The organism is Brevibacillus soli (assembly GCF_044759095.2).
Taxonomy (GTDB): domain Bacteria; phylum Bacillota; class Bacilli; order Brevibacillales; family Brevibacillaceae; genus JBIYSM02.
Genome location: NZ_JBIYSM020000015.1, coordinates 59,602 through 81,184 on the forward strand (window position 1 = coordinate 59,602; position 21,583 = coordinate 81,184).

The window sequence follows — 21,583 nt, forward strand, 5'->3', positions numbered from 1 at the left end:
CTCTATGATTTGTTCCTGTTAATGATCCTCAGCCGGCGGGATGAGCAAAAAGCCCGCCGCCAGCTCGTCATCCGGATTGTAAAAAAACGTATGCTTGCCCATCAGCCAGGCGGATCCGGCAATCCGGGTCACCACGGCAGGCAGGCCGCCTTCTTCCGTCACCTCAAGCACCTCGCCCGCAAACAGCGATCCGACGATACTTTCATGCACAAACTGCTCGCCGATCCCGATCTCACCTTTGGCATACATGGTTGCCAGCTTGGCCGACGTGCCCGTGCCGCAGGGAGAGCGGTCAATGCCTCCGGGCGGGACCACCACGGTGTTTTTCACATGGGCATCCGGATGGGTGGGCGCAGTATAGAACTCCACATGCGTGAGTCCACGGATAAACGGCTTTTCCGGATGGACAACCTCCACCGCTTGATTGATCGCCTTGCGGATGCGCACCGCCGTCTCCACTATGGCGGAAGCGTTGGACGGCTCCAGCGATAGCCCCAGCTTGCGGGCATCGGTAATCGCGTAAAAGTTGCCGCCATAGGCGATGTCGCAACGGACAGCTCCCAGCCCTTCCACCTCTACCGTGACATCCTGCTTGTAGAGGAACGCAGGTATGTTGCGGAAGGAAACCTGCCTGACCTTCCCATCAGCGACTGTGATCTCCGCTTCCACCAGCCCGGCCGGTGTATCCAGCTTGATCATGGTGATCGGCTCGGTTACCGGAATCATCCCTGTCTCTGCCAGCGCCGTGCAAAAACCGATTGTGTCATGGCCGCACATGGGCAGATAGCCGCCTGTTTCGATGTAGATGACTCCCACATCCGCTTCCGGATGGCAAGGATCCACCATCAGGGTACCCGACATCACATCGTGGCCCCGCGGCTCGAACATCAGGAGCGTGCGTATCCAATCGTACTCCTGTTTCATATGGAGCATTTTCTCCGCCATCGTCCTGCCCTCCAGCTTGGGCAGTCCACTGATCACCGTGCGGGTGGGATTTCCTCCGGTGTGGGTATCGACGGTGGTAAACACCCTGCTCGCTTTCATCTGTGCAACACCCTTTCTTTTGTAAACCGATCATGGCGGAGCGGCTCAAGCGGGATGATTGTCTCCGCCTGGTCCGTCAGCATTTCTGCTACCACTTTTCCCGTGACGGCCGCCAGACTGATGCCGTCCCCCTCGTGTCCGGCCGCAATGAAATACCCGGGGACTTCCTCCACGCGGGAGACGATCGGCAGGTGATCCTCCGTCCACGGCCTCAATCCGCAATAGGTGCGAATTATCGTGAAATCGGCGATCTTCGGATAGAATCGGAGGGCGCGTCGGGCCATGCAGCGGACGACATCGAGATCGACCCGTGTGTCAAATCCGACGAACTGGCGGCTGGACCCGATCAGGAAATTCTGGCTCTCCGTCGGCTCGAACACGAGCGCTACGCCGTACTTCTCCGTCTCCGCATCCACCTGCCGCTGACCGCCAAACTTGGAGATCAGATAGCCGAACTCCATCACCTTTCGCAATCCGACCGGCATCTGCCGGGATGCGACAATCAGGTGCCCTTTTCGCGGTACAATCGGGATCTCGAGTCCCACCATCCGCCCGATGGCAGGCGCCCAAACACCTGCGGCGTTGATCACCTGCCTGGCCGTCATGCTGCCCCGGTTCGTCTCGATGTGAAACGCTCCACTCGCCTGATCCCGCCGCATGGTTTTTACCTCTGTCCGCAGCAGGACGCGGGCTCCATGCTTCTTGGCCCCCTCAAACAGGGCAAAGGTAAGCAAGTACGGGTTGACCGTCGAATCCGTGGCGCACTCCAGCCCCCCCAACAGGTCGTCGGCAAAATAAGGAGATTCCTGCCGGATGTCCGAGCGGTCCAGCATCCGGAACGCAAGACCCGCTTCCTTTTGCCGCCTGACCCACTCCTGTGCCGCCTCCATCTCCGCTTCCGTCTCGCAGACCAGGATGCTGCCCGGCGCGCGGTACTCGAAGGGATGGTCGAGTTCCCGGCTAAGCTCGTCGACCAGCATCTGGCTCTTCAGGGACATTTGGCTGTCAAAGCCGGGGTCCTTGTCGATTGCCAAAATGTTGCCGTCACAGCGGGAGGACGTTCCCGAAGCCAGCTCGCCGCGTTCCACCACCGTCACATCAAAGCCGGCCTTGGCCGCGTAATAGGCGATGGCACCGCCAATGATCCCTCCGCCAATGACGACGACTTGCGCATGCGTTTGTTCAGTCATGGGCTGACTCTCCTCAACTGCGAAGTAGTGAATGTTCACGCCATTTTCTTTTTGCAAGAGGTGTGCCAGTGGAAAAAAACGTGGTCAACATCTTTTTCTGTCTACATTCTTTTACAACTGAAACAACAAGTGTATAATAATTAAGAAAATGTTTACTATTCTTTACACTCTGTAAACAAGGACTGATCTGCTTGAAACACAAACTTCCTGCGATCATACAACTGATGAACAGGTTTGACATAGTACAACCGGGCGACAACTCTCCCGCATGGGAAAAGGCACCCGCCATCCGTCTCGATGCCCCCCTGTCCGAAGCGATCTCCCTCTTAAGGTCCTCTCCCATCGTGTTGGTTGTGAATGAATCGGGACAACCGGAAGGATTTCTTGACCAGGGCAGCGTCCTTCAGGCGGTTTTCGAGTCGTATGAGGTATTGGAAGCGTATTTCGACACCATGATCAAGACGATGGACGCTTCCATCTCCATCATTGACGAGCAGTCGCGGGTCGTGGTCTGGACGGAAGGAGCGGAACGCATTTTTTCCATCAAAGCCAAGGACATCATCGGCCATCCCATCACCGACTTTTTCCCTGTCGACATGCTGGAGACGCTCAAAACCCTGAAAACGGGCCTCTCGCTGCATCGTCACCAGCATCAGCCGCGCGAAGATCTGATCGTCCTGATCAACACCAACCCGATCCTGCTGCATGACCGGATCATCGGGGCCGTCGCTGGGGAAACCGACATCACCAGCCATGTCCGGCTCAATCAGGAACTCCTGAACGCCACGAAAAAAGTTCACCACCTGCAGCAGGAAATGGCCAAGCTCAGCCCCACATCCGATCCGTTTCAACAGATCAAGGGAAACAGCATGGCCATCCGCCGAATCAAAACCATGATCCAGAAACTGAAAGACACCCAGGCCACTGTGCTGATCACAGGCGAGAGCGGTGTGGGCAAGGAACTGTTCGCCAAGGCTGTCCATGACGTTCGGGAAGGAGCCAACGCCCCATTCGTCGCGATCAACTGCGGCGCGATCCCTCCCACCCTGTTTGAAAGTGAACTGTTCGGCTACGAAAAAGGGGCGTTCTCCGGCGCCGATCAGAAAGGCAAGAAAGGGATGATTGAACTGACCCGGGGCGGCACGCTGTTTTTCGACGAGGTGGGCGAGATGCCTCTCGACATGCAGGTCAAGCTGCTTCGCGTGCTGCAGGAGAAAAAGTACTATCCGGTCGGCGGAACCAAACAGATCGAAGCGGACTTTCGCGTCGTCGCGGCCACCAACAAGGACCTGGAAGCCTTGGTGCGGGAAGGGAAGTTTCGCGAAGACCTCTACTACCGGTTGAATGTGGTCACGCTGAAAATCCCGCCGCTGCGTGAACGCATCGAGGACACGATCGAATTGACCCACTTTTTCCTGTACGAATTTTCGCTAAGGTACAACCGTCCGATCCACGCCATCTCTCAAAACGTCATGCAAAACCTGCTGCAGCATGACTGGCCGGGCAACATCCGCGAGCTGCGCAACACCATTGAACGGTTGGTTGTCTTCGCCAGCGACGGCGTGATCAAGGAGGAGGACCTCCCCATTTCCCTGCAGACCACGCCAAAATCCGCCCCCTCCGTATTGTCAGGCGAACAGATTTCGCTGCAGAAGGAACTGGAGGAACACGAACGGCGGGTCATTCTGCGAGCAATCGAGCTGGAAAACGGCAACAAGCAGGCGGCCGCCAAGCGGCTCGGCATTTCACGCGCCACGCTGTATAACAAGCTGAACAAGTCAAACTAAAGAAGATCCTGTTTCACTCCAACATCGAGAGACATTGAACTCCCTCTTTTTCTTCGTTTTCTCGGCAAACCCATTATCCCTTGGTCCCTATCCCCGGAAGAAATTCACCTTGATTTTTCGCCAGCACCTGAATAATTTCAGGCAATTCCGTCTGCGCCTGGGCGGCAACACTTCAGACAAAATTCGAATCAATTCCATCTTGATTCCTCCTCTGTCTTCCGGAATTGACCAGGGACGTTGCACGAGTCCCTGGTCTCATTGCTTCTGCGTAAAAATGCATAACATGTGCCAACTGGGTAAAGAAGAACCTGCATCTTCCTGCCGCCGCATGTATAAAGAACTATACAGATGAACAAGAAAACGTCTATATTTTTGTACACTGCCAAGGCTTCCCAAGCAAAAGGCCCTGACCGTTTCCTATCTTCCGCCGTCACGACGATGTCGGTAAGCACCACCCCGGTTGAATTATCGCCGCGCAACGGCACGATACTTGCAGTTATCTCGCGGGCAAGAAGAAAGGAGGACTTCATCATGGATCCACACCGACTGATCGTCTGCCGATGTGAGGAAGTCTCGCTGGACGATTTGGTAAAGACAGCTTCGATGTACCGATGCACGGCACGGGAATTAAAGCTGCGGACCCGGGCGGGAATGGGCTGCTGCGGGGGCCGCACCTGCCGCTCGCTGGTGGACTTGGTCATCGAACAAGTCACCGGCCAAACACCGACTCATACCGTTCCGCTTGGCTATCAGCCGCCCGTTCGTCCCATTTCGTTTCACATGCTCGGAGGTCGACTGTAAATGAACGAACGAATTTGGCAGCATCCTGTCCTGGGTGGATTGGGCGAAAGAAAATCGCTTCTCTTTTCCTTCAATGGAAAGACGTATTCGGCCCTCGAAGGCGAAACGATCGCCGCCGCCCTATTGGCAAGCGGCATCCGCGCGCTGCGGCTGCATGAAGAAACGGGCACGCCCCGGGGAATCTACTGCAACATCGGCCACTGCTATGAGTGCCGGGTGACCGTAAACGGAAAGCCATCTGTCCGCGCTTGCATGACACCGGTGGAAGAAGGGATGGATGTTGTGTCGGGCAGTGTCCTGCCCACACCGCTAAAAAAGGGAGGGCATCCGGCATGATCGACGTGCTGATTATCGGTGCCGGGCCAGCTGGTCTGGCGGCCGCCATCGCCTGTGCCCGCCAAAACCTGACGGTACGTGTGGTGGACGAATTTTACCGCCCGGGCGGACGCTTGCTGGGACAGCTTCATCAGGAACCGGACGGCACCTGGTGGAACGGACTGAACGAAGCGGCCCGCCTGTCGGTTGAGGCGCAATCTTTGGGCGTTGAGGTTCGCTGCGGTGTCTCCGTGTACAACGTCACCCGGACCGAAGCCGGTTGGTGTGTCTCGACGACAGAAGGCGATATGGAGGCTCCTCTGCTTCTGATTGCAACCGGCGCATCGGAGAAACCCGTCCCCGTACCGGGCTGGACCTTGCCGGGAGTCATGTCCATCGGTGCGGCCCAGGTGATGACCAACGTGCAGCGAGTCCGGGCAGGCGAACGCGGCGTGGTTATTGGCGTGAACATCCTCTCGCTGGCCATCGCCCGTGAGCTGCAGTTGGCCGGAATTCATGTCGATCGAATGGTACTGCCCGCCGTCTCCCCCGTCACAGGCGACGCAGGCGATCCGGCGGCAGTCATGAGCTCTCTCCTTCGCTTTGCCCACCTGGCGCCCTCTCCATTGATCCGGCTGGGCAGCCGCTTGATGAAATCGGCCTGGATGCAGCGACTGGGCGTCACCCTCTATCCATCTCGCGGCTTCGCCATGTGGGACATTCCGATCCAGCTGCGAACCGCGGCTCTGGAAATCGTGGGAACGGATCAGGCGGAAGGGGTCCGCATTGCACGGATTACCCCGGACGGCGAGTTGGTTGCTGGCACCGAACAGGTCATCCCCGCCGATTTTGTCTGCATCGCTGGCGGCTTGAGCCCGCTTGTTGAACTGGCGGCGGTGGCCGGTTGTCCGCTTGTCTATGTGCCTTCCCTGGGCGGACATGTTCCGCTTCACAACGAGCGGATGCAAACACCGCTATCGGGTCTGTATGTGGCTGGCAACATCACCGGAATCGAATGCGCCAAAGTGGCGATGGCACAAGGCACTGTTGCCGGTCTGTCCATGGCGCTTGCACGGGGAGCCTTGTCGGATGAAGGGATGCTGGCGCAAGCCATCAGCCGCGTGAAGCGTTTGCGGCTGCAGGCGACGATCCTGTTTCATCCTGACATCGCGGAGGGCCGGGCTGCTGTTGCCCGGATGGCAGCATCGGCAGGGGGGATGTCATGAAACATTGGGCATTTCCGAAACGAGTGGTTGTCCCGGGACAAGGATCGGGTCCCGTATTGGCAACCACCGTACCATTAAGTTTTTGGGGCGGTCTCGATCCCCGCACAGGCACGATTGTCGATCGTCACCACCCGCTAAGCGGCCAAAGTGTTGCCGGTCGCGTTTTCGTCATGCCTTATGGCCGCGGGTCCAGCACTGCAAGCGGGGTCTTGCTGGAAGCGATCATGACCAAACATGCTCCGAGCGCCATTTTACTCTCGGAAGTGGACGAAATACTTGCACTGGGGGCAATCGTGGCCGACGAAATATTTTCAAAGCGTCTACCGGTGATTGTGCTCGATCCGGACAGCTTTCAGAGGGCTCTTCAAGCGAACTATGCCTGTATAGAAGAAGACGGAACCGTGATCTTGCAGTAATGTCTGTTCCCGTCTGAGTGGGGGTGTGAACATGAGCAATGTAGAGTTGTCCGAGCGCGACAAGCGCATCCTGGAAGGCGGTGAGGGAAAAGCACGACAGACGGCCATGCGCATCCTGCTGCGGATGGCCGAGCTGCAGGGAGCCCCAAGGTTGATCGACATAAAACAAGCGCATATTGACGGCTGCATTTATACAGGCGAAGCAAGCCTCACATTTGCGGAAGCCCTGGCTGAACAAGGCGGTCGTGTGGCCGTTCCGACAACGATGAATGCGATTTCGATTGACCGCAGGAGGTGGCGGGAGCAAGGAGTTGATCCCCAGTTTGCATCGATGGCAGATCGTCTTGCGTCAGCTTACGAACGCATGGGTGCCAAGCCAACCTTCACTTGCGCTCCCTATCAGCTGCCTGACCCGCCCGTTTTCGGCGAACATATCGCCTGGGCCGAATCCAATGCGATTGTGTATGCCAACAGCGTGATTGGTGCCCGCACAAACCGGTATGGGGATCTCATGGATATTTGTGCAGCGCTGACGGGAAGGGTTCCATTAGCCGGCTATCATCTGGACAAGGCACGATTGGGTACGGTACTGATTGAGTTGCCTGATCTTGGTCCGCTTGATTCCACGTTTTATCCAGTCCTTGGTTATCTGGTTGGCAATCGCATAGGAAATGGCGTTCCGGTCATTCACGGACTTTCGGATAAGCCCGGAGCGGATGATTTAAAAGCCTTCGGTGCAGCACTCGCGACCGGCGGAGCCGTCGCCATGTTCCATATCATCGGAGTAACGCCTGAGGCATCTACCATGGAAGAGGCATTCGGCTGCAATGCTCCACCTGATCGCTGGCACATCATCCGGGATGAACTGGCCGCCGCTTGGAAAAACCTGTCTACTGCGCATGAACAAACGCTTGATCTTGTCTTGATGGGCAGTCCTCATTTCTCGTTGGCCGAATGTTTTCAATTGGCTGAGCTGACCGAGGGAAAACGGTGTCATCCCCAGGTCGGATTTCTCATTACCACAAGTCAATTTGTTTATGAAGCCGCAAAAAACGCAGGGATATTGTCCACGCTTGAAAACTTTGGGGCACGTTTTGTAACGGACAGCTGCCTGTGCATGATATCACCGATCGTCCCCGATCAATCACGAACGATTATGACCAATTCGGGGAAATTTGCTCACTATGGACCCGGAATGCTGGACCGGGGTGTCTACTTTGGCAGCATGGCTGATTGTGTACGCTCAGCGGTAGAAGGAAAACCCGTCATTACCTTGCCAACATGGCTTGCAAACAGAAAATAACCACTATTTTCCACGAGGGGGCTTTGTACGTATGAGGAAAAAACTCGGAAAAATCAGTTTCTTGCTTTCCATATCTTTGCTGGGTTCTCTGGTGGCAGGCTGTGGCTCCGGTTCATCTGCCGGCGGATCCAACGTGATCAAGATCGCTACGCAAAGTCCTTTGTCCGGTCCGGAATCACTCGAAGGAGAAGCCATCAAGCTTGGTGCTCAATTGGCTGTTCAGGATCGCGCCGAGGATTTCAAAAAGCTCGGCTTTGACATTTCCCTGTTCCCGCAGGACGACCAGGCTGACCCCAAAATCGGCGTATCCAACGCGGAAATGCTGATTTCCAATCAAGATGTATTAGCCGTAGTCGGCCACTATAATACCGGTGTGGCTATTCCCTCTTCGGTCAAATACGAAGAAGGAAAACTTGCCATGGTCTCCCCTGCAAACACGGGCGTACAGCTGACGGAGGATGGCAAGAAAACCGTGAATCGACTGGTCGCACGCAACGACCAGATCGCTCCCGCTGCAGCCAAATACGCGAAGGAAAAAATGGGCGTTGCCTCCGTTTACATTGTCCATGACAAAACTGCCTATGGACAAGGGTTGGCCGACGAAGTGAGCAAAGCGTTTGCAGGCCTCGGCGTAACCGAACTGGGTCTGGAAGGGGTCACGAGAGGCGAAAAAGATTACAGCGCGGTTGTCAACCAGATTATGGCGAAAAAACCTGACCTCGTTTTCTTCGGCGGCAACTACCCGGAAGGCGGGATTATTGCCAAGCAATTAAAAGAAAAAGGATACTCCGGCAAATTCATGGGCGGCGAGGGGATGGAGTCAGCGGACATCTACAAAATCGCAGGCGACGCTGCGGAAGGAATCGTTTACGCCACAGTGGTAAGCGACATCCGCTCCAAGGAAGAGGGCAAAAAGTGGATGGAGAGATATCGTGCCGCCTTTAACAAAGAACCCGGCGCCTTCTCCCCGTTCGCCTATGATGCTGCACTAGTTGTGTTGAATGGAATTGAAAAAGCGATCAAGGAAAACGGAAACAAAAAACCCACTCGCGAGCAAGTGATGAACGCCATTCGCGCAACAACTGACTTCAACGGCCTCTTTGTGAAGGTTTCCTTTGACGAAAAGGGCGATAACAAATACTCAAATGTATACATCTATCAACACAAGAAGGACAAGGCAGAATTTATCGGCGAGGCAACGAAATAACGATCTTTTGATCCAACATCGCCGGGGGGTCATTTTTGCCCCGGCGATTTTTCTTTTGCCAAGCGATCCCATAATACCCAATGCCAAGTAAAGCCACACCAGCCATCCAGACCCAATAGCGAATCAAAGCATCTTTATAAGTAAATCTGGTTTCATCACTATCATAACCATTCGCTCAATAATTGATGGAATTGAATAAAATTGACGAGCAAACAGGTGTTTTTTAACATTTTTATTGTTAATTAACACCTAATGCAATTTTTATAAGTAACCAAATGCTTATACCAGGAATCAAAAACAACATAGGTAAAAAAACAAGACCAATTAGCACTCCATGACATGCTCTAAGGTTTAGGGGTAAAGTTTCTACACAAAAAGGAAATTGGAATAAATATTTAACTCAACTTTCGCACCTTGAAAATCTGTGCTAAGCCTTGATGGGGCTAGGATTTCCTCTCGAAAAGTCTCGTTCTTGACAGAAAAACACCTTTCTCGTTTGGTAAAATGGAAGTTGCTAAAGCTTACCATCCCAAACAGAAAGGTGCGTAACCCTATGGTAAAATCAATATAGGTGGTACGAGAGTACCCCAATACCATGACAAATACCGGCACTTTTCGGACCGTACCGTCCAGATCTACATAATCACACAGTCCCCAGTCAACCTGGGCGTATTCACCAAGTTTCGTCTCGTAACGAAGAACAGCGGGAACTTGTTTGGGAGGACGGAAGTCCTTCACATAGTCTTTCAGGATGGTACGCCCTCCGGTGTATCCCTCTTCTCGTATAAGCTCGAATAAAACCTCGCAGTTATAGATACCTTCTTGAAGCCGTTCCTGCAGGAACGGTTTGAATGGATCAAGCTTGGAACCACGAGATTTCCGTGTTTCCTTTTCGAGGCTGAATTCCCCCCGCCGACGAACAGTATTTCGAGAATGCCCGGTTTGACGAGCGATTTCACGAATGCTCTTGCCTTCTGCCCTCATGGTATGTAACGATATCACTATCCCACTCCTTAGCTGTCTCCCTCCGATCATTAACTTGGCCGTTAATACCGAAGGGGATATATTCGCTAAGGGTGGGTCATTTTCTTTCCGGCGAACCTGGGTCAATTATATCCCGGCGGTGACATCTTTCTCATAACGAGCGATTTTATCTTCCGTCCAGCCGTTGCTTCGTTTAGCCATCCCAATATCTCTTCTTCAAATAATGAAAAAACGTGCAACTTAGAGTATTTGGTAATAGTTTACTCCAAAGTGCACGCTTATTAAACGACTTTTTTATTTGTGGTCTACCATTTGATATTGCCAAAAGTGAAAAAACAGCAGCATTCGAAAAAAAATGGATGGTTCATCAAATGAAAAAAACGGTAGATCAGGACTCGAATATAAAGTCCTAGACTACCGATGACTGTTCCACTAACAAACTCATTAGTTTAATAAAATAAAGATAATTCTAGTTTATGTAAACAGATTGAATTCCTCTAATCACTGACCCTATTCGTGTCAGAATCTACCGCCGAATTATAAAATTGTAGATCCTTTGGTATCATCCCTTGTTGTTTCAATTTCTCCAAAATGGGTTGTGGATCAATTGATCCTTTGATATTTTTTGGGAAAATACTAAGGTCAACCTTATGGTTTGAATTCATAAGCCCGGCATCCAGAAGTAAATCGGCTATATAGTTTCTCGCATTAACATAAGCATCAAACGCATCATAAGCTTCATTTCCTGAGATGTGCACCCTTCCACTATGAACAATCTCATTTCTAACCTTATATAGCTTTTCATACCAAACAGATATTGGTCCAGTAGTTTCGTTGAACTTTAAATTTGCCTCCAACATTCTCCCGATATGATCTTCCACTACGTTTCTGAACGGAATGGATTGAGCCCTATAAATTTCTTCCTCACTTGCATTTTTGTGAAGGAGAAGTAACTTGTGAGTGTTGCGGATAAAAATCTCGAAAGAGGTTTGCAGGTCAATAATTGCTTCAATCATTTGCTCTCTATGGAGGTGACTCTTAGCAGTTGCAAAAAATTTCTCAAAAAGAAACACCTCAGGGTAAGCATCCCACATTTGCAGTGAACTACCAACCTTTGAAAGATCTTCAAGAGATAGCTGCGATGAAGGGGTAATGACATCATGAGGACGAGAAAGATACTCAAAAGCTTCTTCATCATTGATAACTATTGAGAACGTGACAGGTAGATCCGCAATAGTAATGTTACGAACATGGCTAAGACCATGATTGATCCGTAATGCGTCAAAAAAAAGGTTCAAGAAATCAATGCTGTCTACAACAGTTAATCTCAGAAGCTCATCCTTTTGAAGCCCTTTCGTTATGGATTCGTGAGGCATGTAGTCAATTTTTACAACCGTGCAATCAATCTCATCCAATAAATATTTATGATCAATTACAGATCCTCTTTTATAGGATTGGTACGTCAACATGAATTCTGCATTTGGATATGCATGAATCGACTTAATACCATCTTTGATGGGTAATTTAAAAGGTAAATACATATCAAAACTGACTTTCATCAATTCACCTCAAACTTTTATTTTTCTTTATCTAACTCAGACCAATATGTACAAATCTTGTAACTATCCTACACGTTTAGCCAATATTAATAGACTTTAAACGAAAAAGGCTGCCAAGTGTCTAATTATTAGTTTTATGTTTCAACCAATGGGAATGAGCAGGATTTGTTTCCAATACGTAGATATCAATTGGACCTCCGACAGTCTCAACTTTATCCATGACTTCCGCAAATCCTTTTTGATAATAATCTAATGCGTCCTGAAAGGTCCAATCATCTGTATTTGTTTCATAATATGGCATAATGATCGGATATACCTCGTCATCACCTATGACTGCCTTCCTCCCACCCCAATTAAACTCATTAAAGTGCGATTCATATGCATGGATTTTTGGCTTTAATTCCCCACCTTCGTTTTCCTCAAAATTCGCAAGTAAAAAGGAGAAGCGATTGTCTAAGCTAAAAGGGTTACGCCCCAGCTTTTCACTTAATGTTCGGTTCCACATCTCCACAAGTCCTGTTAATAATTGTTTGCCTGTAGCCTTGGATATATTAGGTCGATTTACTTCGAGAAAATACTCTGTTATTTTATTTAAGTCAAAATAACGTCCTTCACCTTGATAGGCTTTTCGCAATCCAGCATGACCTATAGCGATTTTGTTCTGTACAGGAATGATTTTATCCCCTTCGTCACTATAATCCACCATTTTTCCTTCATCATTTTTAGCTGATGACCTACTATCTGCTATCATAATGATTTTGTCTTGCCATGTATAAGCGACTATCATTGTCATTGATTTTTTCCTCCATAACAATCGCATATTCCCTAGATTAAATATTTTACCATAACATTCGGGAAATTTACCTGTATTTTCAGAAATCACACACTTAAACTATTCTGCCTTTAGTTCATAACTGAATGTCGGACTACATCTTTATTATATTTGGACGCTATACGTAAAAAAAAGAACATCATGGCTAGTCATAAATGATTTTCCATGATGTTCGTTAAAAACGACTTTATTATAAATTAAATATCTTTATTATTTACTTAACAACTTTTTTATTACTCTACAAGCTTTATTTCTAGTCTATTACTCCTTACTCCACCGTCACGCTCTTCGCGAGGTTGCGCGGCTTGTCGACGTCGAGGCCGCGGGCCACGGAGGCGTAGTAGGCGAGCAGTTGCAATGGAATGACGGTCAAGACCGGTGTGAGGAATGGAATGGTTGCCGGGACGTGAATCACTTCGTCCACCGTTTTGGCCAGATCATCGTTGCCTTCCAGGGCGAAGCCGAGGACGCGAGCGCCGCGGGCTTTTACTTCCACGATGTTGCTGACCATTTTTTCGTAAATGTCCGGCTGGGTCGCCAGCGCGATCACCGGCACGTTGTCTTCGATCAGGGCGAGTGTACCGTGCTTCAGCTCACCGGCTGCATAGGCTTCGGAGTGGATGTAGGAGATCTCCTTCAGCTTCAGGGAACCTTCGAGAGAAACGGCATAATCCAGGCTGCGGCCGATAAAGAAGAGGCTGGTCACTTCCTTGATGCTGTTGGCAAAGTCACGGATGCGGTCAACGTTGCCGAGGATGGCGGTAATTTTCGCAGGAAGCTCCTGAAGCTGCTCTACGATCTCCGCGATCTGTTCAGCTGTTTGTGTGCCCTTAACCTGAGCAAAGTAAAGGGCAAACAGATAGAGGGCCACCACCTGGCTGGTGTATGCCTTGGTGGATGCGACTGCGATCTCGGGTCCCGCCCAGGTAAAGATCACTTCATCCGCTTCACGGGCAACGGAGCTGCCGACGACGTTGGTGATGGCGAGCACCGTGACGTTGCTCTTCTTGGCTTCACGGAGCGCTGCCAGCGTGTCGGCCGTCTCACCGGACTGGCTGATCACGATCATCAACGTTTTGTCGGTATAGATCGGGTCGCGATAGCGGAATTCAGAAGCAACCGCCACTTCTACCGGTACGCGGGTGATCTTCTCGATGACATCCTTTCCTACCAGGCCCGCATGCATGGAGGTTCCGCACGCCACGATGTAGATGCGGTCGTACGCAGCGAGCTGTGCATCGCTCATTTTCAGTTCAGGCAGCTGAACGCGTTTGTTGTCTGTGTCGATACGAGAACCCATGGTGTCGCGAACCGCTTGCGGCTGCTCATAGATTTCCTTGAGCATGAACGAATCGTAACCGCCTTTTTCTGCCTGCACCAAATCCCAATCGACGTGGAACAGCTCACGCTCAATCTTGGCACCGGACTCCGCCTCCAGCAGTTCTACACCGTCGCGGGTGAGAACGGCCATCTCCCCTTCGTTGAGGATGTAAACGTCGCGGGTATGCTCCAGCATCGCCGGGATATCGGACCCAATGAAGCATTCACCCTCGCCGGCACCCACAACCAGCGGGCTGGCCAGACGTACGGCTACCAGCTTATCCGGCTCGTGCTCCGTCATGATGCCCAGAGCGTACGCGCCTCTCATCCGTTGAACTGCTTTGCGCACGGTTGTCACAATGTCGCCCTCATACAGATCTGCCAAGAGGTGCGCGATGACTTCCGTATCTGTTTCCGATTGGAACTTGTATCCTTTTGCCAAAAGCTCTTCCTTGATGGACAGGAAGTTCTCAATGATCCCGTTGTGAATGACGACAAATTTGCCGGATTCGTCTGTATGCGGGTGAGCGTTTTCGTCGGATGGTTTTCCGTGCGTCGCCCAACGTGTGTGACCGATCCCCGCATTACCGTGCAGCGGTTGTTTTTCCAGGCGCTCTTCCAGTACAGCCAAACGGCCTTTTGCCTTCGCAACGGACAGACCCTGATCGGTCAAAACGGCAATCCCTGCCGAATCATATCCGCGATACTCCAGTTTGCTCAACCCGCCGATGATGATTTCTTGCGCATTTCTATTTCCAATGTATCCTACAATTCCGCACATGTGTATGTTGTCCCCTCTCGTATTGACGGAGACACAACCCTGCATTGTCATGGTACGGGGTGTGTCCCCGCCATTCCATCTGGTTTTCCATTCAATCCTATGGCTTCCTGTATCATACGCAGGTATTGTGCAGCGAGTCGCCTCGCTGTTTTGTTCCTGCGTTCTGCGGCAGTGATACTCTGCCGGGAGGCATCCGCCGAACTCTTCGATAAACCTCCACCTCGTCCACTGCGCTCCATGTCGGGCAGCCGCAGTGCTGGCGCTTTTCACGTCTCTTTGATCCCTTCATCGTTTTCTCCTTTTCCCGATTCCCCCTTTCAAGCAACCAGCTTTCGTGCAACATCAATAACTTTACCACAGCTTTGCAAACGCAACAATCTTTTCTTTGTCTTTTACAAGTATGCAAGAGGGAGCGGCTTTGTACCACTCCCCTGCGTGTATTTAGACCAGTTCGCGTTTGACGACGTCGGCGATTCGCTCAACCAACTGCTGCAGCTGGGCTTCATCCGGCCCTTCCGCCATCACGCGCACGATCGGCTCTGTTCCGGACGGACGAACGAGCACGCGGCCATTGCCCGCAAGCTCCTCTTCCACTTCCTTGATACTTTGCTCGATGGCTGCATTGCCGGACAGCTTGGTTTTGTCCTCGACGCGTACGTTTACCAAAATCTGCGGATACTTGGTCATGATCTGCTTCAACTCGGAGAGCGGTTTACCCGACTCCTTCACGATGTTTAACAGCTGCAGACCTGTAAGCAGACCATCTCCAGTGGTGTTGTAGTCAAGGAAGATAATGTGTCCGGACTGCTCGCCACCCAGATTGTAGCCGCCGCGAATCATCTCTTCCACTACGTAGCGATCCCCTACTGCTGTCTTGGTCGTATTGATCGCTGCCTCTTCCATCGCCTTGAAAAAGCCCATATTGGCCATGACGGTTGTCACTACGGTGTTGTTGTTCAGTTTGCCCTTCGCTTTCAGCGCGCGTGCGCAGATCGCCATGATGTAGTCACCGTCGACGATCTCCCCTTTTTCGTCCACCGCAATGCAGCGATCCGCATCGCCGTCAAAGGATAATCCCAGGTCCGCCTTGTGCTTCAGCACTTCCTCCTGCAGCTTCTCAGGATGGGTAGAGCCGCACTGTTCGTTGATATTGACACCGTTCGGGTTTGCCCCGATGGTGATCACCTCTGCCTCCACATCGGCGAACAGGCGGGCGGCCAGAGAAGAAACGGCGCCATTGGCGCAATCCAGAACGACCTTCATGCCCTCAAACCGTTCCGACACCGTATTTTTCAAGTGGGAAAGGTACTTCTGACCACCCTCCAGGAAGTCCAGCACGGTTCCGATCTGCTCTCCCGTCGGGCGTGGCAGCGTATCCTCCGCTGCATCGAGGTATTGCTCAATCTCCGCTTCCACCTCATCTGACAACTTAAAGCCGTTGCTGCCGAAAAACTTGATACCGTTGTCCGGGAAAGGGTTGTGGGACGCCGAAATCATGACGCCGGCGTCCGCCCCCAGCGCGCGTGTCAAATACGCTACACCCGATGTCGAAATCACGCCCAGTCTCACCACTTCCGCTCCTACGGACAGCAGACCTGACAGCAGGGCGCTTTCCAGCAACTGACCAGAAATCCGGGTATCTCGACCGATGACTACCTTCGGCTTGCCTTCCTGCTTGTGTCTGGTTAGTACGTAGCCGCCTACCCGCCCGATCTTAAAGGCGAGCTCCGGCGTCAATTGTGAGTTAGCAACACCACGTACACCATCTGTTCCGAAATACTTCCCCATTCTTGTCCCTCATTTCTTTCCTTATGCACAACGTAGCATATGCCTACCTTTGTTTGTTCGTGATTTCCACTGTCACACGTGTCGGCGCCGTCGCAGCCGTCTTCACGTAGTCAGGTTGGTTATAAATGTAGTTCAGACTGATGACATGCACACCTGCAGGCAGGTTGCTTACGTCCGCCACTACCTGTACGTCTTCTGCCGACAGTTTTTGCAAAATGTCCGGCGCCCCGACAACCTCGACGTCCACGGTCGAGATTTCCTGCCCGTCGGCTGACAATACCTTGGCTTGCGATTCTTCGGACAACCCGCTGATGCGGATTGGGATATTCTCCAAACGTTTGGTCGAGGAAGGAACCACTTTCAGCGACACCTTCAAATACTCGGGGTCGACCTTCACGATATTCTCCATTACAGGTATCTTTAGCTCCAAGAGGCGATCCGATGTAAGGTTGCTGAGGTCAATCTCCGGCCCAGGATAGGTCCCCGATTTTAACGCATCAATCACTTCCTTAGGTCCGTACACCGTCACCTCTTTCACATTCATATCCACACTAGCCAAACTATAGCCATCCGGCATTTCATTCGTCAAGTTTAATTTAATCGGCACTTGGACAAACGGACTGGTCACAGGTACGTTTACTTCGACTGTAAGCGGAATGACTTCTGCGCCCTGTATGACGTTCCCGGCCTTGTCCACCACTTTCAGAGGCACGGTTTTCTTAATCGGAGAAGTTGCCTCCTCCAGGTCGACCGACGCTTTGACCACCGCCACGTTGTCCACCTGGCTCTCCGGTACCCGCACGAGCACGCGGAACGGCTTGACGATCGGCTCTCCGGGCGTGTAGCCAGGAGCGACCTGACCCAGCATTTCCACGGTAACCTCCCGCTCTACCGTTTTCTTTTCTTCCAGTGTGACTTCCACGATATTGGGAATGATGCCTACGCGCGCCTCTTCGGGGAATCCTTTGTACTGCACCGGGACACGGTGAGTACCTTTGCCCAGGTGACGCACATCGACGTATACCTCATACGACTCCGGCGGAACAAAATTGTGCCGATAGAACGGATTGGTGCTCTCCAAAGCCACCTTAACCGTACGAGGCTGTTTCACAACCTGGTAGCGGTCCGTGTCATACCAGACGTGCAGGTTGACGCCGTCGATAAAGACCGGCTGACTCGTGTCTGTAGGCGGCGTCGGTTCGGCCTCCAGGTTCACGATCATCCACATCATCATGGCCAGCATCAGCGCAATGGCTCTCGCAAACCAATGACTGTTCAACCATCTATCCATGTTTTCGCCTCCATTGCCAACGACTTCCCATGGATTTGCTCTTTGTCGTAGGATGCAGCTGCTCTGTCAAAATTTCCGCCAACTGTTCCTCCGTCAGATTACGGGTGACTTCCCCGTTCGCGGCAAAGGACACTTGGCCGGTTTCCTCCGATACCACAATGGACAAGCCGTCCGAAACCTCGCTCATCCCAATGGCAGCACGGTGGCGAGTACCCAATTCTTTTGAAATCGACGTATTTTCAGAGAGCGGCAGATAACAGCCCGCCGCCAGAATGACGTCTTTGCGCATGATAACGGCACCGTCGTGGAGCGGCGTATTCGGAATGAAGATGTTGATCAACAGCTCCGAGCTTACACGACCATTGATGGCGATGCCCGTCTCCACGTAATCGTTTAATCCCGTGTCCCGTTCAATGACGATCAAGGCCCCAATGCGGCGCTTCGCCATGTAGGTAATGGACTTGGTTACTTCATGAACAATTCGACGCACCGTCTCTTCATCCTGAATGCTGTGGGAACGGGAGAACAGCCTGCCTCGTCCCAACTGCTCCAGAGCGCGGCGCAGTTCTGGTTGAAAAATAATCACAAGGGCCAGCACCCCAAACGTAAACGCCTGCGACATCAACCAATGGAGGGTTGTCAGCTGGAAGTACTTGCTCAAAAGCCAGGTGACCACAATCACCATAATCCCTTTCAACAGCTGTACCGCCCGTGTACCGCGTATCAGCAATATTAATTTATAAATCAAGTACGTGACGAGCAGGATGTCGATCACGTAACGCAGCAAATCCCCATAGTCCAACGAAACCATAACGAAGCCTCCAATATCTCGCTTCATTGATGCAATCCATTTTGTTCCTGTGGAAAAAGCACGGCTTCACGTGCCGTGCTGCAAAACAGCTATACCTTCTATTTTCGCTTAAGGGCCAACGGGAAGCAAGTCATTTCCAATATTTTTCACTTCATACCAGATCCAATCGAAAATGGCTTCGATTGATTCAGCGCTTCCGGCGACCTGAGCTGTCGAGGCGAGAAACACTTTTCCCTCGATAGCCACCACATTCCCTTTTACCTCGCCCTGGACTTCAACATTGCCGTTGCGGACGATCAAATCCCCGATTATGGTTGTCCCTGCTGGAACAACGACCACGTTCCGATCGTGATCGATTTTCAGCTTATCCATGCTTGACGAGGACACCTGCAGCATGTCGTCCCGTTCAAACCAGGAAGCAAACAGGCTTCCTGTCATCAGAAACATAAAGACTGCCGCTGCGGTCAAAAACGGGTGATTCCGCAGCCAGTTTGAAAACCGATTCGCTTTTGTAGGCGCTGGCAATTGCGCCAGAACGCGTATCGTAAAGTCAGGGGAAACGTGAATGTGGGACGCACTTTGGACGAAGGCGATGGCACGCTGCAGCTCATGCAGGTGCCGACGACAGGACGCGCACACTTTCAGATGCTCTTGCAGCCGCTGGTTGGAAAGCTCGTCTAGGTCACCGTCCAAAAACTCGTGGATGAGGACAATCGATTCTCTGCATTCCATCGTAACTCTCTCCTTTCTTTACATAAATCGCAACCTGCTTCGCAACGCTTCGCGACCGCGATGAATCCTCGTTTTAATCGTGGTTACAGGGAGTTTCAGCACATCGCTGATCTCTTGCAGAGACAAATCCTCAATGTAGCGCAGAATCATAATGGAACGATATTTCGGCGCCAAATGTGAGATGGCATCCTGTACGGTTTCCTGCAGCTCCTGCGTCACCAGTTTTTCTTCCGGTGTTTTGTCGTTAGAGGAAAGGCGCGAATACCAGTCCATCCCCTGCCCTGACTCTATCTCTTCGTCCAGGGAAAAATCCGGTCGTTTTTTTCTGCCCCGGTCGATGCACAAATTGGTGGCAATCCGGTAAATCCAGGTGGAGAACTTGTAGCTGTCATCGTAGCTGTGCAGGTTGGCATATACTCGCAAGAACGTCTCCTGGGCAATGTCCTCGGCATCCTGTCGGTTTCCCACCATTCGATAGGCCAGTTGGAATATTTTATCCTTGTATATCTCTATTAACTCGGCAAACGCTTCGCGATCTCCGCGCTTTGCTCGCTCCGTTAACCGTTTTTCTACAAATTCCATGCGATCCTCCTCGCAGCACCGTAATCCTTATATACGGACGATACTGCATTTGGTTTCGTTTTTCACCTTATTTTCGCAGCCTTTTTCATTTACAAAAGAAGGAATAATGACCCAGTTTCTTTATATAATAATAGTGGTAGATCCATATAAACAGGATGGTAAGGAGAGTGGAACCAATGGGAGATGAAAGCGTTCTTCTCCAAATTGAAAAGCTCCGAAAAGAATTAAACGAGCGATACAAACAGCATCCCGTGATCACGCCCGAAATGGTGAAACTAAGCAAGAAGCTTGATCGCCTTTTGAACAAATTACATCTCCACCCATAGAATGTATCCATTTCTTCTGCAAATGTAAAGATGTGGAAAACAGAAAAGAGGGGGATTTTCCTTCCCCCTCTTTTTTACGTTACACGCACGGCTCTTTACAGCAGTTTGTCTCCGAACGCAGAGCTCATCAGAGCGACGGCAACGCGAGCTGTCATGTTCTCTCGATCGAGAATCGGGTTTACCTCCACGAACTCTGCGGAGCAGAGAATGTCAGCGTCGGCCAGCATTTCCAGCGCCAGGTGGCCTTCGCGGTAGGAGATACCCCCAATTACCGGTGTTCCCACTCCAGGCGCATCATGCGGGTCGAGCCCGTCCAGGTCAAGGCTCAGGTGTACGCCGTCTGTATTTTTAGAGACGTGTTGGATTGCTTCTTCCATCACCCGTGCCATACCCAGCCTGTCAATTTCGTGCATGGTAAATACTTTGACGCCGATCTCCTTGATCAAGGCACGCTCACCTGGGTCCAAATCGCGCGCGCCAAGGATCACCACGTTTTCCGGCTTCAGCTTGGGAGCGAAGCCGCCGATGTTAACCAGGCGCTGATGACCATATCCCAGACTTGCTGCCAGTGGCATGCCGTGGATGTTCCCCGACGGGGAGGTCTCTCCTGTATTCAGATCCCCATGGGCATCAAACCAGATGACACCGAGGTTTTTTATGTGCTTGGCAACACCGGCAATCGTACCCAGGGCAATGCTGTGATCGCCGCCCAATACGAGCGGAAATCGCCCTTCTTCCATCACGCTGCTGACCGCATCGGCAAGCCTTGTATTTGCGTCCACAACCTCATCGAGGTATTTGTGATTGTCCGTTTCCATAAACGTGTGGGGTCGGTTTACTGAGATGTCGCCCTTGTCCTGAATGTGAAAGCCGATTTTCTCCAGACGAGATACTACACCGGCATAACGAATGGCACTCGGACCCATGTCGACACCGCGACGGTCCGCTCCCAGATCAAGCGGTACTCCGATGATGGTTACATTTTTGTTCATGAACTTGACCCTCCCTTGGTTCCACTGTATTTATTGTAGCCTCGGGACGGGAAATGACTCAACTCGACAGAAATTTGTATAAAAAAACGAGCAACCAATCGGCTGCCCGCTTTACGCATGATTATGGAGCGGGTGATGGGAATCGAACCCACGCGACCAGCTTGGAAGGCTGGGGTTCTACCATTGAACTACACCCGCACAGAAGATGTTTGGAAACGGTGGTCGGGAAGACAGGATTCGAACCTGCGACCCCTTGGTCCCAAGCCAAGTACTCTACCAAGCTGAGCTACTTCCCG

Annotated in this window: 20 protein-coding genes, 2 tRNA genes and 1 pseudogene; 8 read left to right on the forward strand and 15 right to left on the reverse strand. The window is 51.7% G+C overall.

The window, feature by feature from the left end; translation table 11 throughout:
- Positions 1-18: 18 nt before the first annotated feature.
- Positions 19-1,044, reverse strand: coding sequence for a 4-hydroxyproline epimerase (locus ACE99V_RS08410; protein ID WP_400490624.1), 1,026 nt, complete (start codon positions 1,042-1,044; stop codon positions 19-21).
- On the reverse strand, positions 1,041-2,234 hold the full coding sequence (locus ACE99V_RS08415) for an NAD(P)/FAD-dependent oxidoreductase (protein ID WP_400490625.1): 1,194 nt from the start codon (positions 2,232-2,234) through the stop codon (positions 1,041-1,043). The genes ACE99V_RS08410 and ACE99V_RS08415 overlap by 4 nt, the downstream gene beginning before the upstream one ends.
- A gap of 224 nt (positions 2,235-2,458) precedes the next feature.
- Here ACE99V_RS08415 and ACE99V_RS08420 point away from each other — a divergent pair, with 224 nt between their 5' ends.
- From ACE99V_RS08420 to ACE99V_RS08450, 7 genes are all read left to right on the forward strand, one after another.
- On the forward strand, positions 2,459-4,021 hold the full coding sequence (locus ACE99V_RS08420) for a sigma-54 interaction domain-containing protein (protein WP_400490646.1): 1,563 nt from the start codon (positions 2,459-2,461) through the stop codon (positions 4,019-4,021).
- Positions 4,022-4,552: 531 nt separating this feature from the next.
- Positions 4,553-4,822, forward strand: a complete 270-nt coding sequence (locus ACE99V_RS08425; protein WP_400490626.1) for a (2Fe-2S)-binding protein — start codon at positions 4,553-4,555, stop codon at positions 4,820-4,822.
- Positions 4,823-5,158, forward strand: coding sequence for a (2Fe-2S)-binding protein (locus ACE99V_RS08430; RefSeq protein WP_400490627.1), 336 nt, complete (start codon positions 4,823-4,825; stop codon positions 5,156-5,158).
- Complete coding sequence (locus tag ACE99V_RS08435; RefSeq protein WP_400490628.1) at positions 5,155-6,363, forward strand: NAD(P)/FAD-dependent oxidoreductase; 1,209 nt, start codon at positions 5,155-5,157, stop codon at positions 6,361-6,363. Before ACE99V_RS08430 ends, ACE99V_RS08435 begins: the two co-directional genes overlap by 4 nt.
- Positions 6,360-6,779 carry an aconitase X swivel domain-containing protein gene (locus tag ACE99V_RS08440; RefSeq protein WP_400490629.1) on the forward strand — a complete coding sequence of 140 codons (420 nt, stop codon included), beginning with the start codon at positions 6,360-6,362 and terminating at the stop codon, positions 6,777-6,779. Before ACE99V_RS08435 ends, ACE99V_RS08440 begins: the two co-directional genes overlap by 4 nt.
- Positions 6,780-6,810: 31 nt before the next feature.
- Positions 6,811-8,082 carry an aconitase X gene (locus ACE99V_RS08445; RefSeq protein ID WP_400490630.1) on the forward strand — a complete coding sequence of 424 codons (1,272 nt, stop codon included), beginning with the start codon at positions 6,811-6,813 and terminating at the stop codon, positions 8,080-8,082.
- A gap of 31 nt (positions 8,083-8,113) precedes the next feature.
- Entirely contained in the window at positions 8,114-9,289 is a 1,176-nt protein-coding gene (locus ACE99V_RS08450; RefSeq protein WP_400490631.1) for a branched-chain amino acid ABC transporter substrate-binding protein, read from the forward strand.
- 534 nt (positions 9,290-9,823) lie between these two features.
- On the opposite strand, the pseudogene ACE99V_RS08455 reads toward ACE99V_RS08450, so the two are convergent.
- The 10 genes and pseudogenes from ACE99V_RS08455 to sigW all read right to left on the reverse strand — a co-directional run.
- Positions 9,824-10,324, reverse strand: a pseudogene (locus ACE99V_RS08455) (IS21 family transposase); the annotation flags it as partial.
- Positions 10,325-10,770: 446 nt separating this feature from the next.
- On the reverse strand, positions 10,771-11,832 hold the full coding sequence (locus ACE99V_RS08460; protein ID WP_400490632.1) for a hypothetical protein: 1,062 nt from the start codon (positions 11,830-11,832) through the stop codon (positions 10,771-10,773).
- A 121-nt stretch (positions 11,833-11,953) separates the two neighbouring features.
- Entirely contained in the window at positions 11,954-12,625 is a 672-nt protein-coding gene (locus ACE99V_RS08465) for an Ntn hydrolase family protein (RefSeq protein WP_400490633.1), read from the reverse strand.
- A 307-nt stretch (positions 12,626-12,932) separates the two neighbouring features.
- On the reverse strand, positions 12,933-14,765 hold the full coding sequence (glmS, locus tag ACE99V_RS08470) for a glutamine--fructose-6-phosphate transaminase (isomerizing) (RefSeq protein ID WP_400490634.1): 1,833 nt from the start codon (positions 14,763-14,765) through the stop codon (positions 12,933-12,935).
- Positions 14,766-14,877: 112 nt separating this feature from the next.
- On the reverse strand, positions 14,878-15,054 hold the full coding sequence (locus ACE99V_RS08475; RefSeq protein WP_400490635.1) for a hypothetical protein: 177 nt from the start codon (positions 15,052-15,054) through the stop codon (positions 14,878-14,880).
- A 152-nt stretch (positions 15,055-15,206) separates the two neighbouring features.
- Positions 15,207-16,553 (reverse strand): phosphoglucosamine mutase, encoded by a 1,347-nt coding sequence (glmM, locus tag ACE99V_RS08480; protein ID WP_400490636.1) that lies wholly within the window; start codon positions 16,551-16,553, stop codon positions 15,207-15,209.
- Between the two features lie 43 nt (positions 16,554-16,596).
- Positions 16,597-17,844 (reverse strand): CdaR family protein, encoded by a 1,248-nt coding sequence (locus tag ACE99V_RS08485; RefSeq protein WP_400490637.1) that lies wholly within the window; start codon positions 17,842-17,844, stop codon positions 16,597-16,599.
- Positions 17,837-18,655 carry a diadenylate cyclase CdaA gene (gene cdaA / locus ACE99V_RS08490; RefSeq protein WP_400490638.1) on the reverse strand — a complete coding sequence of 273 codons (819 nt, stop codon included), beginning with the start codon at positions 18,653-18,655 and terminating at the stop codon, positions 17,837-17,839. Before cdaA ends, ACE99V_RS08485 begins: the two co-directional genes overlap by 8 nt.
- Positions 18,656-18,763: 108 nt before the next feature.
- Positions 18,764-19,387, reverse strand: a complete 624-nt coding sequence (locus ACE99V_RS08495; RefSeq protein ID WP_400490639.1) for a zf-HC2 domain-containing protein — start codon at positions 19,385-19,387, stop codon at positions 18,764-18,766.
- 18 nt (positions 19,388-19,405) lie between these two features.
- Positions 19,406-19,969: an RNA polymerase sigma factor SigW gene (gene sigW, locus ACE99V_RS08500; protein ID WP_400490640.1), complete on the reverse strand. Its 564-nt coding sequence runs from the start codon at positions 19,967-19,969 to the stop codon at positions 19,406-19,408.
- A gap of 176 nt (positions 19,970-20,145) precedes the next feature.
- Between sigW and ACE99V_RS08505 the strand changes: the two genes are divergently transcribed.
- Positions 20,146-20,295 carry an aspartyl-phosphate phosphatase Spo0E family protein gene (locus ACE99V_RS08505; RefSeq protein ID WP_400490641.1) on the forward strand — a complete coding sequence of 50 codons (150 nt, stop codon included), beginning with the start codon at positions 20,146-20,148 and terminating at the stop codon, positions 20,293-20,295.
- 95 nt (positions 20,296-20,390) lie between these two features.
- On the opposite strand, the gene rocF is transcribed toward ACE99V_RS08505, so the two are convergent.
- The 3 genes from rocF to ACE99V_RS08520 all read right to left on the reverse strand — a co-directional run bounded on the left by rocF (position 20,391) and on the right by ACE99V_RS08520 (position 21,583).
- Entirely contained in the window at positions 20,391-21,287 is an 897-nt protein-coding gene (gene rocF / locus ACE99V_RS08510) for an arginase (RefSeq protein WP_400490642.1), read from the reverse strand.
- 124 nt (positions 21,288-21,411) lie between these two features.
- Positions 21,412-21,485, reverse strand: a tRNA-Gly gene (locus ACE99V_RS08515).
- Between the two features lie 21 nt (positions 21,486-21,506).
- Positions 21,507-21,583: transfer RNA gene (locus ACE99V_RS08520), tRNA-Pro, on the reverse strand.

What these genes read in the sequence shown, in the direction of transcription:
- ACE99V_RS08410 (WP_400490624.1), bottom strand. Translation starts at nt 1,044, where the DNA reads ATGAAAGCGAGCAGGGTGTTTACCACCGTCGATACCCACACCGGAGGA.
- ACE99V_RS08415 (WP_400490625.1), bottom strand. Translation starts at nt 2,234, where the DNA reads ATGACTGAACAAACGCATGCGCAAGTCGTCGTCATTGGCGGAGGGATC.
- ACE99V_RS08420 (WP_400490646.1), top strand. Translation starts at nt 2,459, where the DNA reads ATGAACAGGTTTGACATAGTACAACCGGGCGACAACTCTCCCGCATGG.
- ACE99V_RS08425 (WP_400490626.1), top strand. Translation starts at nt 4,553, where the DNA reads ATGGATCCACACCGACTGATCGTCTGCCGATGTGAGGAAGTCTCGCTG.
- ACE99V_RS08430 (WP_400490627.1), top strand. Translation starts at nt 4,823, where the DNA reads ATGAACGAACGAATTTGGCAGCATCCTGTCCTGGGTGGATTGGGCGAA.
- ACE99V_RS08435 (WP_400490628.1), top strand. Translation starts at nt 5,155, where the DNA reads ATGATCGACGTGCTGATTATCGGTGCCGGGCCAGCTGGTCTGGCGGCC.
- ACE99V_RS08440 (WP_400490629.1), top strand. Translation starts at nt 6,360, where the DNA reads ATGAAACATTGGGCATTTCCGAAACGAGTGGTTGTCCCGGGACAAGGA.
- ACE99V_RS08445 (WP_400490630.1), top strand. Translation starts at nt 6,811, where the DNA reads ATGAGCAATGTAGAGTTGTCCGAGCGCGACAAGCGCATCCTGGAAGGC.
- ACE99V_RS08450 (WP_400490631.1), top strand. Translation starts at nt 8,114, where the DNA reads ATGAGGAAAAAACTCGGAAAAATCAGTTTCTTGCTTTCCATATCTTTG.
- ACE99V_RS08460 (WP_400490632.1), bottom strand. Translation starts at nt 11,832, where the DNA reads ATGAAAGTCAGTTTTGATATGTATTTACCTTTTAAATTACCCATCAAA.
- ACE99V_RS08465 (WP_400490633.1), bottom strand. Translation starts at nt 12,625, where the DNA reads ATGACAATGATAGTCGCTTATACATGGCAAGACAAAATCATTATGATA.
- glmS (WP_400490634.1), bottom strand. Translation starts at nt 14,765, where the DNA reads ATGTGCGGAATTGTAGGATACATTGGAAATAGAAATGCGCAAGAAATC.
- ACE99V_RS08475 (WP_400490635.1), bottom strand. Translation starts at nt 15,054, where the DNA reads ATGAAGGGATCAAAGAGACGTGAAAAGCGCCAGCACTGCGGCTGCCCG.
- glmM (WP_400490636.1), bottom strand. Translation starts at nt 16,553, where the DNA reads ATGGGGAAGTATTTCGGAACAGATGGTGTACGTGGTGTTGCTAACTCA.
- ACE99V_RS08485 (WP_400490637.1), bottom strand. Translation starts at nt 17,844, where the DNA reads ATGGATAGATGGTTGAACAGTCATTGGTTTGCGAGAGCCATTGCGCTG.
- cdaA (WP_400490638.1), bottom strand. Translation starts at nt 18,655, where the DNA reads ATGGTTTCGTTGGACTATGGGGATTTGCTGCGTTACGTGATCGACATC.
- ACE99V_RS08495 (WP_400490639.1), bottom strand. Translation starts at nt 19,387, where the DNA reads ATGGAATGCAGAGAATCGATTGTCCTCATCCACGAGTTTTTGGACGGT.
- sigW (WP_400490640.1), bottom strand. Translation starts at nt 19,969, where the DNA reads ATGGAATTTGTAGAAAAACGGTTAACGGAGCGAGCAAAGCGCGGAGAT.
- ACE99V_RS08505 (WP_400490641.1), top strand. Translation starts at nt 20,146, where the DNA reads ATGGGAGATGAAAGCGTTCTTCTCCAAATTGAAAAGCTCCGAAAAGAA.
- rocF (WP_400490642.1), bottom strand. Translation starts at nt 21,287, where the DNA reads ATGAACAAAAATGTAACCATCATCGGAGTACCGCTTGATCTGGGAGCG.